This window comes from Paenibacillus albicereus (assembly GCF_012676905.1).
GTDB classification, from domain to species: domain Bacteria; phylum Bacillota; class Bacilli; order Paenibacillales; family Paenibacillaceae; genus Paenibacillus_O; species Paenibacillus_O albicereus.
On record NZ_CP051428.1, the window covers coordinates 1,390,107 to 1,402,217 of the forward strand.

Annotated in this window: 12 protein-coding genes; 10 read left to right on the forward strand and 2 right to left on the reverse strand. The window is 63.9% G+C overall.

Translation table 11 applies throughout. From position 1 onward, the window contains the following. Positions 1-158: 158 nt before the first annotated feature. Together HGI30_RS06075 and HGI30_RS06080 are read right to left on the reverse strand one after the other, a co-directional pair. Complete coding sequence (locus HGI30_RS06075) at positions 159-1,145, reverse strand: hypothetical protein (protein WP_168906828.1); 987 nt, start codon at positions 1,143-1,145, stop codon at positions 159-161. Between the two features lie 940 nt (positions 1,146-2,085). Beyond that, the gene (locus tag HGI30_RS06080) at positions 2,086-4,026 is read right to left on the reverse strand and encodes an ABC-F family ATP-binding cassette domain-containing protein (RefSeq protein ID WP_168906829.1); all 1,941 of its coding nucleotides are present in this window, start codon (positions 4,024-4,026) and stop codon (positions 2,086-2,088) included. Positions 4,027-4,167: 141 nt separating this feature from the next. On the opposite strand from HGI30_RS06080, the gene HGI30_RS06085 reads away from it, so the two are divergent. The 10 genes from HGI30_RS06085 (at position 4,168) to cysK (ending at position 11,937) form a co-directional block, all read left to right on the forward strand. Continuing rightward, a complete protein-coding gene (locus HGI30_RS06085) occupies positions 4,168-4,797 on the forward strand; it encodes a 5-formyltetrahydrofolate cyclo-ligase (RefSeq protein WP_168906830.1) in 630 nt (209 codons plus the stop codon). Continuing rightward, a complete protein-coding gene (gene moaC, locus HGI30_RS06090; RefSeq protein ID WP_168906831.1) occupies positions 4,794-5,303 on the forward strand; it encodes a cyclic pyranopterin monophosphate synthase MoaC in 510 nt (169 codons plus the stop codon). Before HGI30_RS06085 ends, moaC begins: the two co-directional genes overlap by 4 nt. A gap of 18 nt (positions 5,304-5,321) precedes the next feature. After that, positions 5,322-5,816, forward strand: a complete 495-nt coding sequence (locus HGI30_RS06095; RefSeq protein WP_168906832.1) for a MogA/MoaB family molybdenum cofactor biosynthesis protein — start codon at positions 5,322-5,324, stop codon at positions 5,814-5,816. Next, a complete protein-coding gene (locus tag HGI30_RS06100; RefSeq protein ID WP_168906833.1) occupies positions 5,813-6,826 on the forward strand; it encodes a molybdopterin-binding protein in 1,014 nt (337 codons plus the stop codon). Before HGI30_RS06095 ends, HGI30_RS06100 begins: the two co-directional genes overlap by 4 nt. A gap of 64 nt (positions 6,827-6,890) precedes the next feature. Beyond that, entirely contained in the window at positions 6,891-7,148 is a 258-nt protein-coding gene (locus HGI30_RS06105) for a twin-arginine translocase TatA/TatE family subunit (RefSeq protein ID WP_168906834.1), read from the forward strand. A 125-nt stretch (positions 7,149-7,273) separates the two neighbouring features. Beyond that, on the forward strand, positions 7,274-8,092 hold the full coding sequence (gene tatC, locus HGI30_RS06110) for a twin-arginine translocase subunit TatC (RefSeq protein ID WP_235680337.1): 819 nt from the start codon (positions 7,274-7,276) through the stop codon (positions 8,090-8,092). Positions 8,093-8,395: 303 nt separating this feature from the next. Then, positions 8,396-8,671: a hypothetical protein gene (locus tag HGI30_RS06115; RefSeq protein ID WP_168906835.1), complete on the forward strand. Its 276-nt coding sequence runs from the start codon at positions 8,396-8,398 to the stop codon at positions 8,669-8,671. Positions 8,672-8,873: 202 nt separating this feature from the next. Further along, positions 8,874-9,155: a co-chaperone GroES gene (gene groES, locus HGI30_RS06120; RefSeq protein ID WP_168906836.1), complete on the forward strand. Its 282-nt coding sequence runs from the start codon at positions 8,874-8,876 to the stop codon at positions 9,153-9,155. 80 nt (positions 9,156-9,235) lie between these two features. Further along, positions 9,236-10,864, forward strand: a complete 1,629-nt coding sequence (gene groL / locus HGI30_RS06125; RefSeq protein WP_168906837.1) for a chaperonin GroEL — start codon at positions 9,236-9,238, stop codon at positions 10,862-10,864. Between the two features lie 143 nt (positions 10,865-11,007). Then, positions 11,008-11,937 (forward strand): cysteine synthase A, encoded by a 930-nt coding sequence (gene cysK, locus HGI30_RS06130; protein WP_168906838.1) that lies wholly within the window; start codon positions 11,008-11,010, stop codon positions 11,935-11,937. Positions 11,938-12,111: the final 174 nt, after the last annotated feature.

Here is a 12,111-nt window from a genome sequence, read left to right on the forward strand (position 1 = left end):
CTCCGTCCTGCGTTCGTAGTCAGGCTGCCGGCGCCCAAGCGAGACTTCGCCGCCATATCCAGGGGGAACGCCTCGCCTCGCCGAGATTCCATGCTTCTGCGCGTGGTCGAGCCTGCGCCGGCACGATTCCGCCTTCGTGCATCCGCGTCGGACTTCGGTTAAGCGAGCGAGGCGAGCACGCGCAGCGGAGGATTGGGCTTGAAGGGGCTCGCCAGCAGCCGCTCTCCCGCGTCCACGTCCTGCAGCCGCAGCCGCGCGTTCAGCTCCAGCATGCGGTCCTTCGACGCCTTGCCGCCGGAAGCGGACTTGGCGAACGCGTTGCGCAAGCGGAACATGTCCTCTCCGAGCGCCTGCATGGAGGCGGTCAAAGCCGGCGGCGCGCCGACCGACGCGAGGAAGCAGCCGAACAGCGTACGCGAGCCGGCGAGCCAGCACGCGGCCAGCTCCAGCGTCTCCCACCGGGAACGGTCGGCATCGTCCGCCAGGCGGATCCATTCGGCCATCGTATCGTACAGCCTCGGCTGCGGCGCGAGCTCCTCGCGGAAGCGGGCGAACGACTGCTGCAGCAGGTCCAGCCGATCGGCGGGACACAGCGGGCGCGGCACGAGGGATACGACCTGCATCCGCCAGTCGGGATGCGCCCGCTGCACGGCCTGATGCACGATGCCGCCTTCCAGCTCCCCGGTGCAGGCGGGCCAATTGTCCCGATACGAGAAATGGAGGCCGTCCGGGCTGCGCCTGGCTCCGTGCAGCATGAGCGAATGCGTGCTGTCCGGTTCCGCGTAATCGATGCCGACGCTTTTGAAAGGCAGCACGTCGTTGTTGGCCCAGATGAGCACGCGGCGGCCGTCGGCCAGCAGCCGCTCCAGCAGGTCATGCAGCTCGTCCGGATCGTCCGGCCGATCGAGCCGATGCAGCTGCTGCTCCATGCCGACGATCGCGACATCCTCCGGATGGAGGGAGTCCCCGTCGAACGACCAGCGGCTCCGGCCGTCGCGGAACATGTGCTGCTCCAGCCGGGACGTGCATTCGTACGTCCGTCCGAACAGCAGCTCCACGGGCAGGCCCATCTCATAGAGCAGATCGACGATCTGGCCTTTGCGGCATTCGTAGAACCAGTAGACGGGAGCGATGGAATCGAGCATCAACAAACCCTCTTTCTTCAAAATATGTAAATATATATTCGATATAGGCGGTTGATCTCCTTCCTCCGGAGCGTTGAGGTTCTTGTAAAAATGGACGAAGGCCCTCTGCCGGCTGCGAGCAGCTGCGGCGGAGAGCCTTCTATTGGAGTGCTTGCCGTGCCCGCGAACCCGCGGGCGAAAGAGGCAAAGCGGCCTTCCGGCAGTGGACCGGAGCGGCCTTATGACGACCCACGCTCGAGCCTTGGCGCCGGCGGCAGGCGAAGCGCGTTAGGCGCTGCCCGGCCGGGCTCGAGCGGGAATATTCCTGCTTCTTTTCCATAACCTACAGATGAAACTCGACCTGCTCGGTGTTGCGATGCCTCAGATCGCCGGGCAACGTTCCGGCGAAAGGCCATCCAAAACAACGGAAGCCCTACCTCTCTTCCGTCCTTGCGGCTCCGTAGACCGCGCCAGTGTGAATCAGAACTTCTAGCAACAGCTGGCAGGCTGATCAAGGGATTCAAGTAACGGCGGAATCGGGGAGAAAACATGCGATTCCTGAAAGAAGGGGAATAGGCGGGTAATCAATAGCTCCTACTTTAACACGTAGATCAGGAATAGTCAACATTCAGCTGCATAGGCGCATGAGCGGCGAACGCCTTGCGGTGATGCTCCATGCCAGACGCTGAGCTTAGCCTTATGGCATCGGCGAGCGCCGATTCCTTGTTGTAAGGGCTCCATATTAGAACAAAGAGGAAGCGCCCGCTCACTGGGAAAGGCTCGCCTCAACAAATTTTAGCAGCAGGAGCGAGGAAAGCCGCAAGCATCCTAAAAGGGACGCTTGCGGCTATTGATGCGCGGTCCCGTCAACCTGGCACGCAGTCCCGTCTGCCCGGCATCGCCTCTGCCCTTCTTCGGCAGCTCGTCAGCCCAATCCGTTCGGCCTCCGCCAGACTTCCCGTCAGCCCAGCATCTCTTCCCACTCGGCGTAAGCCGCTTCCAGCTTGGCCTTGACGGAAGCCAGCTCCTCCTGGACCGACTGGACCTGCACGTAGTCCTGATACACGTCCGGGTCGGCCAGACGCTCCTCGAGCACGCCGCTTTCTTCCTCCAGGCGGGCGATGTCGGCCTCGAGCTGCTCCAGCCGCCGCTGGCGCGCGCGCTCGTCCCGCTTCGCCTGCTTGTCCGCCTCGTACGAGCCGGGGCCGACAGGCTTGTCGGCTGCGACGGCCGCGGCCGAGGCCGCGCTTTGCTTCGCGCCGGCTTCCTGCCGCAGCTCCTCGATCTCTTTCTTCTTCTCGATCATGTCGTCGTAGTTGCCCAGGTAGTCGATCGTACCGGTCGGCGTCAGCTCGATCATGCGTTCGGCGATCTTGTTCAGGAAGTAGCGGTCATGGGAAATGAACAGCAGCGTCCCCTCGTAGTCGAGCAGCGCCGTCTCCAGCACTTCCTTGCTGTACAGGTCAAGATGGTTGGTCGGCTCGTCGAGGATGAGCACGTTCGCCTGCAGCAGCATGAGCTTGGCGAGGGCGACCCGCGCCTTCTCGCCGCCGCTCAGCGAGCTGACGCGCTTCTTGACGTCGTCGCCGCTGAACAGGAAGTTGCCGAGCACGGTGCGGATGCGCGCTTCCTCGACATGCGGGTAGGCGCCCCATACTTCCTCGAGCACGGTGCTGGTCCCGCTCAGCTCGGTCTGCTCCTGGTCGTAGTAGCCGATCTTGACATGCGTGCCCCAGCGGATCGACCCGGAGAGCGGGCGCTGCTTGCCGATGAGCGCCTTGAGCAGCGTCGACTTGCCGATGCCGTTCGGCCCGACGAGCGCGGCCGTCTCGCCGCGCTCCATGCGCAGCGACACGTCCCGGAACACCGGCGCGGCGCGATCCTCGTAGCCGACCGACAGCTCGCGGGCGTCGAGCACGTCGCGCCCGGTCGTGCGCTCCACCTCGAAGCGGAAATGCGCGCGCTTCAGGTCGCCCTGGGGACGGTCGATCCGCTCCATCCGGTCGAGCGCCTTGCGCCGGCTCTGGGCGCGCTTGGTCGTAGAGGCGCGCACGAGGTTGCGGCGCACGAATTCCTCCATGCGCGCGATCTCGTCCTGCTGCTTCTCGAACTGCTTCATCGCCGATTCGAACTCGGCCTCCTTGAGCTCGACGAAGCGGCTGTAGGTGCCGGTGTAGCGCTTGGCCTGATGGCGCTCGATCTCGATGATCGTGCCGACGGTGGCATCGAGGAAGTAGCGGTCATGGGACACGACGAGGATGGCTCCGGCATACCCGCGCAAGTAATCCTCGAGCCAGGTCAGCGTCGCGATGTCGAGGTGGTTGGTCGGCTCGTCGAGCATGAGCAGGTCCGGCGCCTGCAGCAGGATGCGCGCGAGCGCGAGCCGGGTCTTCTGGCCCCCGCTCAGGGAGCGGATCGGCGTGGCGGGGTCGGTCTGGCCGAAGCCCATGCCGTGCAGGACGCTCTTGATGCGGGTCTCGATCTCGAAGCCGCCCTGGTCGCGGAACCAGTCCGAGCGGCGAGCATAGCGCTCGAGCGTATCCTCGTAGCGCTTTTTGTCCGCATGGAGCGCCGGATCGGCGATGTCGCGCTCGAGCTGCCGCAGCTCCAGCTCGGCCTCCAGGAGAGGGCCGAATACGGCTCTCATCTCCTCGATGATGCTGCGGTCGGACTGAAGGCCGCTGTTCTGGGCGAGGTACCCGACGCGCGTCTCCTTGGCGCGGTGGATGACGCCGCTGTCGCTGGACATCTGCCCCGCAAGAATTTGCAGCAGCGTCGACTTGCCCGCGCCGTTGACGCCGACGAGCCCGACGCGCTCGCGCTCCTGGATCTGGAACGTGATGCCGGACAATATGGTGGTGATGCCGTAGCTTTTCGTTAGGTCATTGACTTGCAGCAGCATGGCCGGGCATGTTCCTTTCCGCAGAATGCTTCTATATATAATTGTAGAATACCGCAATCCGCCGCTATAATCGACCCTTATTGGCGAAACAAACCGCTCGGTGGTACACTATAGACAATTATGGCAGGAATGGTGGGTCCGATGATGGAATCCGGTTCGGCGAAGCCCGCCGAGACCAAGAAGGAGCTCCGCCGGCAGCTGCTGGCGCTGCGCGACGGCTTGTCCGAGGCCGAGAGGGCGGAGGCGTCCCGGCTCGCGTGCCGCCAGGCGGCGGAGTGGATCGAGGCGTCCGGCATCGGGAGCGTCATGGCGTTCGTCTCGTTCCGCTCGGAGCTGGACACGTCGCCGCTGCTGGAGTACTGCTGGGCGCGGGGCTTGCGGCTGCTGCTGCCTCGCGCGGACATCGGCTCGAAGCGCTTGGAGCTGCACGCCGTGCGCTCGCGGGACGAGCTGGCTCCCGGCGCATACGGCATCCTGGAGCCTCGTCCCGGCCGGGCTGCCGCGGCAAGGGAGGCGCCGGAGGCGATATTCGTTCCGGGCGCGGGCTTCGACCGCAGCGGCGGACGGATCGGCTACGGCGGAGGCTATTACGATCGCTTTCGCGCGGAAGGGCGCGCGGCAGCAGGCGCTGCGTGGATCGGGCTCGGCTTCGCGTCGCAGCTCGTGCCGCAGGTGCCGATGGAGCCGCATGACGCGCCGCTCGACGGGGTCATTACGGAGCAGGGGCTCATCTGGACAACATCGAATCCGCCGAAAGGAGGCCGATCATGACAGACCGTACAGAACCATCGCCGCTGGAGCCGCTCAGCCATTTCGGCGAGCAGGGACGCGCGCGGATGGTCGACGTCTCGGACAAGGAGACGACGGCGCGCGCGGCCGTCGCCCGCACGTCGATCGCGATGGCGGAGGAGACGCTGGCGCGCATCAAGTCGGGCGGCATCGCCAAGGGCGACGTGCTCGCGGTCGCCCAGGTGGCCGGGATCATGGCCGCCAAGAATACGTCGGCCTGGATTCCGATGTGCCATCCGCTGCCGCTGAGCGGCGTCGACATCTCGTTCGGAGACAACGGCCGGGACACGCTGACGATCGAGGCGGCGGTCCGCACCAAGGGGCCGACCGGAGTCGAGATGGAGGCGCTGACGGCGGTATCGGCCGCGGCGCTCACGGTATACGACATGTGCAAGGCGATGCAGAAGGACATGGTCATCGGACCGACCGAGCTCGTCTCCAAGACGGGCGGCAAGAACGGCGATTACAGCCGCACAGATCGGGCATAGCGACGGGAGGAACGGAAGATGCGTTGGAAGGTAGCGATTCTTACGGCGAGCGACAAGGGCTCGCGGGGCGAGCGGGAGGATACGAGCGCGCAGGTCATCCGCGAGCTCGTCGAGGAGGAGCTGGGCGGCAGCATCGTCGATTACCGCATCGTGCCGGACGAGCAGGACGAGATCATGGCCGCGCTGATCGAGATGACCGGCTACTATGAGGCCGATCTCGTGCTGACGACGGGCGGCACCGGCCTCGGGCCGCGCGACATCACCCCGGAGGCGACGCTCAAGGTGATCGAGCGCGAGGTGCCCGGCATCTCCGAGACGATGCGCAGCAGCACGATGTCCCGTACCCGTCGCGCCATGCTCTCGCGCGGCGTGAGCGGCATCCGGGGCCGCACGCTCATCATCAACCTTCCGGGCAATCCCAAGGGCGTGCACGAGTGCCTCATGGCCGTCATCGATCAGCTGCCCCATGCGCTCGCCATCGTCTCCGGCCGGGAAGGGGAGCATGGCGCATGACCATCCGCACGCGGCTGCGCGAGGTTCCCGTCGAGCAGGCGCTCGGCCTGCGGCTCGCGCATGACCTGACGCGCATCGTGCCCGGCTCCTTCAAGGGGCGGGCGTTCGTCAAGGGACATGTCGTGACGGAAGCCGACATTCCCGCCCTGCTCGACATCGGCAAGGCGCATCTCTACGTGATGGAGCTTGCCGCAGGCGAGCTGCACGAGGACGAGGCCGCCCTCCGCATGGCGGAGGCCCATCGGGGAGAGCGGATCGAGCTCGGCCGTCCCCATGAGGGCAAGGTGGCGCTGAAGTCGTCCATTCAGGGACTGGTCAAGATCGACCCCGGGTACGTGAACGAGATCAATGCGCTCGGCGACATCGCGCTCGCGACCGTACTCGGCGACCGACTGGTGGAAGCGGGCGGACAGGTAGCCGCGACCCGCGTCATCCCGCTCGTCGTCGAGGAGGCTCTCGTATCGCGCGTCGAGGCGCTCGCGGCACGGTTCCGCGAGCGGCACGGCCGCTCGCCGATCGAGGTCAAGCCGCTGCGCCCGATGCGCGTCGGCCTCATCACGACCGGAGGCGAGGTGTACAGCGGACGCATCGAGGACCGCTTCGGTCCTGCAGTGCGCGCCAAGCTGGAGCGTCTTGGCTCGGCCGTGGCCGAGCAGGCGCTCGTCCCGGACGACCGGGAGCGGATCGTCAGCAAGATCGTGGAGTACAAAGGCAAGGAATATGATATGATACTGCTTACAGGAGGCATGTCCGTCGACCCCGACGACCGGACTCCAGGCGCGATCCGCGCGGCCGGCGCCGACATCGTCAGCTACGGGACGCCGATGCTGCCCGGATCCATGCTGCTCATGGGCTATCTCGGCGGGACGCCGGTGCTGGGCTTGCCCGGCTGCGTCATGCATGATCCTCACACCTCGTTCGACGTGCTTCTTCCGCGCCTGCTGGCGGGGGAGGAGATTCGCAGGGAAGACATCACCGCGATGGGGTACGGCGGCCTGTACGGCTGCTGACGACTTTCGCGCATTCGACAGCGGAACGGCCCGTTCAGGCCCGTTCTCAAGGAGGAAACCGACAATGGGTGGTATTGGAGCTACAGGATTTCTGCTGCTGGCCGTCATCGCGCTGCTGCTGTTCGGACCGAACAAGCTGCCGGAGCTCGGCCGAGCTTTCGGCCGCACGCTCAAGGAGTTCAAGGCCGGCACGCGCGAGCTGATGGCGGAAGACGACGACCAGGCGAAGCGTCAGGCGTCCTCCTCCCGGATCGAAGTGTCCGGCAGCGACAGCGCTCAGCCCGAAGCGGGCCGCGCCGAAGCCCGGCGGCTGCCGGAGTAGGCGGTCCGTACCGGCGCATCACCGCGCGGAAGCCCGCAGGCTTCCGCTTTTTTATTGAATTCCTGCCATGTCCGGCTGCCGCGAGGCTCGCGCATGCCGGCATGGCTACATAAGGAGGACCTCCTATGGCCAGCCGTCCCCAGGACGGATCCTCGCCGCTGCGCAAGCGGATGAGCGAGGAGGGGCTCATGTCCCTGATGGAACATTTGGGCGAGCTGCGCAAGCGCCTGTTCGTCGTGCTGCTCGTGCTGGTCGCGGGCCTCGTGCTCGGCCTGTTTCTCGCCAAGCCGATGTACGAGTATCTGACGACGACCGAGCAAGCCCGCGAGATCGGAGGATTCCATACGTTCTCGCTCTGGGACGGCATCGGCATCTACATGAAGTTCGCCTTCATCATCGCGCTCGTCCCCGTCGTCCCGCTTGCCTTCTATCAGCTGTGGGCCTTCGTCAAGCCGGCGCTGCGCAAGCATGAGCAGACGGCCGCGCTCCGCTACGTGCCGTTCGCGCTGCTGATGCTGCTGATCGGAATCGGCTTTTCCTACTTCGTCGTCTTTCCGATGGCGTTCCATTTCACGTCGGAGATCTCCCGCAGCCTCGGGCTGGAGGAGACGTACGGCATCGTGCAGTACCTGACGTTCCTCGTGAACATCGTCGTGCCGATCTCGCTGCTGTTCGAGATGCCGGTGCTGTTCATGTTCCTGACGGCCATCCGGATCCTGACGCCGGCCGGACTGCGCAAGATGCGCCGGGTCGCCTACTTCGGCATGGTCGTCATCGGCGTCGTCGTGACGCCGCCGGATGTCGTCTCCGACCTGCTCGTCGCGATCCCTCTGATCCTCTTGTACGAGGTAAGCATCCTGATGTGCGCTCGCATCCATCGCAAGCAGCTCCTCAAGGATGCCGAATTCGACAGCCGCTACGAATCGGCGGCGCTGAGCGAATAGCCCGCAGGCTCGCCGCAAGCGCCGCGCAAGCAGCTTGATCGGCGCTGCCGAAGCAGTTGGCCTTGGCCCCGTCCACCGGACTTCCGGTGGACGGGGCTTTTTTCATGAAACCGACACAAAGGGGGAAGAATAAAGCTTGAGATTGAGGGAGTCAAGCTCCGGTTAAAGGTAAAAAAGGCGCATCAACGGCAAATTCGTGACATAGATATGATGAAAATGTGAAAAAAGTTTGAACATCGTTTCTCAGCTGTGGTATAGTGGACTCAAGAAACCACTTACAATCTTGAACGGGATGTGACAAGCATGGCTAAAATGATGTCCGTGAAGCCGGTGCAGCAAACGAAGAACGCGGTCGATCGCCTCTTCCAATTCATGAACCTGATGGCTTGGACCTGCTTGCTGATCGGAGTCGTGACCTCCCTTTGGAACATCACCCACTTTAGCGATACGAACATGACGCTGATGGTCGGCATCGGATTCCTCATCGGCAGCGTGTTCATCTATACGTCCGGAGCAGCCCTGCACCTGTTGTCCCATAAGCTCGAGCAGCTGGAGGACCGTGCGGAAGATCGCTCCTGATTCCAGCAAGAAGCCGCGGCATCGCGGCTTCTTTTTTTATGCCTTCGCACGGCCGCATGTCCATGTAAAGTTCTCTCGAACAACGAGGCGCCCCTCTTGAAATTGTCCGGCAGTTTGAGTATGATAAAAAAGGTTATTAGCACTGACGTCCCTTGAGTGCTAATAAAAAGAGACAAATTTCGATTAAGGAGGCTATTTTTTCATGATCAGACCTTTGGGTGAACGCGTATTGGTTGAACCGATCGCCAAGGAAGAGACGACTGCGAGCGGCATCGTGCTGCCCGACACGGCGAAAGAGAAGCCGCAAGAAGGCAAGATCGTAGCTGTAGGCAGCGGAGCGCTGAAGGACGGCGTTCGCGTCGAGCTGGAAGTGAAGGTCGGCGACCGCGTTCTTTTCTCCAAGTATGCAGGAACGGAGATCAAGTACGAAGGCAAAGACTATTTGATTATGAAAGAAAGCGACATCCACGCGATTTTCGGCTAAGCTGCAGCAGCCAGCCGGCGCTATAGAGGCTTTCATACTTAGGGCATGGCCCAAATCATGAACTCGGGAGGTAACGTACGATGGCAAAAGAAATCAAGTTCAGCGAAGACGCTCGCCGCGGCATGCTGCGCGGGGTCGACGCTCTGGCGAACGCAGTAAAGGTGACGCTCGGACCGAAAGGCCGCAACGTCGTTCTGGAGAAGAAATTCGGCAGCCCGCTCATCACGAATGACGGGGTATCCATCGCGAAGGAGATCGAGCTGGAAGACCCGTTCGAAAATGCAGGCGCCCAGCTGGTCAAGGAAGTCGCGACCAAGACGAACGACGTCGCCGGCGACGGCACGACGACCGCGACGGTGCTCGCTCAGGCGATCATCCGCGAAGGCCTGAAAAACGTGACGGCGGGCGCGAACCCGATCGTCCTGCGCAAAGGCATCGAAAAAGCCGTGCGCGCGGCCGTGGAAGAGCTGAAAAACATCTCCAAGCCGATCGAAGGCCAGCAGTCGATCGCTCAAGTCGCTGCGATCTCCTCCGGCGACGAGGAAGTCGGCCAGCTGATCGCCGAGGCGATGCAGAAGGTCGGCAACGACGGCGTCATCACGGTCGAGGAGTCCAAAGGCTTCTACACCGAGCTTGAAGTCGTTGAGGGCATGCAGTTCGACCGCGGCTACGTCTCCCCGTACATGATTACCGATACGGACAAGATGGAAGCCGTGCTCGACAACCCGTACATCCTCATCACCGACAAGAAGATTTCCAACATCCAGGAGATCCTGCCGGTGCTTGAGAAGGTCGTTCAATCCGGCAAGCAGCTGCTGATTATCGCGGAAGACGTAGAAGGCGAAGCGCAAGCGACGCTGATCGTCAACCGCCTGCGCGGCACGTTCACGTGCGTCGCGGTCAAGGCTCCTGGCTTCGGCGACCGCCGCAAGGCGATGCTGGGCGACATCGCCGCTCTGACGGGCGGCCAAGTCATCACCGAGGAACTCGGCCTGGATCTCAAGTCCACGACGGTCGAGCAGCTCGGCTCCGCTCGCCAGATCCGCGTCACCAAGGAAAACACGATCATCGTCGACGGTGCCGGCGAAAAGACGGACATCGACGTTCGCGTCAAGCAGATCCGCGCTCAGCTCGAAGACACGACGTCCGACTTCGACCGCGAGAAGCTGCAAGAGCGTCTGGCGAAGCTGTCCGGCGGCGTAGCCGTCATCAAGGTCGGCGCTGCGACGGAAACCGAGCTCAAAGAGCGCAAGCTGCGCATCGAGGACGCTCTGAACTCCACGCGCGCTGCCGTTGAGGAAGGCATCGTATCCGGCGGCGGCACGGCTCTCGTCAACGTCTACGGCGCTGTTGCAGCGCTGAACGTGACCGGCGAAGAGAAGACCGGCGTGAACATCATCCTGCGCGCTCTGGAAGAGCCGGTCCGCACGATCGCGACCAACGCGGGCGTAGAGGGCTCCGTCATCGTCGAGCGCCTCAAGAAGGAAGCGGTCGGCATCGGCTACAACGCCGCTACCGGCGACTGGGTCAACATGTTCGAAGCGGGCATCGTCGATCCGACGAAGGTGACGCGCTCCGCGCTGCAGAACGCTGCATCCGTAGCGGCTGTCGTCCTGACGACCGAAGCGGTCGTCGTCGACAAGCCGGAGAAGGATAAGCCGGCTATGCCTGACATGGGCGGAATGGGCGGCATGGGTGGCATGATGTAAGAATCAGGCCCACAAGCCTGATGGAGTAACGAAGAAACGGGACCTTTCGGGGTCCCGTTTTTCCTTTGAGGGGAGGCCGGTTGATTCCGGCCTCCTCTTCCTTTACCATGGGCATATCGCAAAAGAAAGAGGAGGGGCTGACCATGCCGCCTAGAATCGTCCGCTCCGTCACGGAGCTGATCGGGGATACGCCGGCCGTACGCTTGAACCGTCTGGCCGGCCCAGAGATGGCCGAAGTGTACGTGAAGCTGGAGAGCTTTAATCCGAGCGGGAGCGTAAAGGACCGCGCCGCCGCCAATCTGATCCTGGAGGCCGAGAAGTCCGGACGGCTGCTGCCCGGCGGCACGATCATCGAGCCGACGAGCGGCAACACCGGCATCGGACTCGCGATGAACGCGGCGGCGCGCGGCTATCGCGCGATTCTCGTCATGCCGGACAACGCGACCAAGGAGCGGATCGGCATCCTGCGCGCTTACGGCGCCGAGGTCGTGCTCACGCCTGCCGCCGAACGGATGCCGGGCACGATCCGCAAGGCGGAGGAGCTGGCCGCCGGCATCCCGGGCAGCTTCATCCCGCAGCAATTCGAAAACCCCGCCAACCCAGACGCGCACCGGACGACGACAGCGGCCGAAATCTGGGAGCAGATGGACGGCCGGCTGGACGCCTTCGTGGCGACGGCCGGCACCGGAGGCACGATTACCGGCACCGGCGAGGAGCTGAAGCGCCGGCTGCCCGGGCTCCGCATCGTCGTCGTCGAGCCCGCAGGCTCTCCGGTGCTGTCGGGCGGCCAGCCGGGACCGCATAAGCTCGTCGGCACGAGCCCCGGCTTCGTGCCGGCCATCCTCAACACGGCCGTTTATGACGAGATCGTGCAGGCGCAGGACGAGCAGGCGCTGGAGACTTGCCGGCGGCTGGCGCGCGAGGAGGGACTGCTGGTCGGCCCGTCCGGCGGCGCGGCCGTCTGGGCGGCGCTGCGGGAAGCGGCCCGGCTCGGACCCGGGAAGCGGGTGCTCTGCATGGCTCCCGACAGCGGCGAGCGTTACTTGAGCATGGGCGTATTCGACGCTCCGTGATCGCAGTGGCAGCACCGGCCGCGAGCCGAGACGCAATCGGCTCTAGGCGCTGTCGGATAAAACGCAAACGGGACGAAGCGGAGCAAGGCTCCGTTTCGTCCCGTTGGTGCATATATGGGCATTGCGTGAATCGAAAAGAGGTGCCGTCCCCGCAGCGGCTCCCGGCTCGGACAG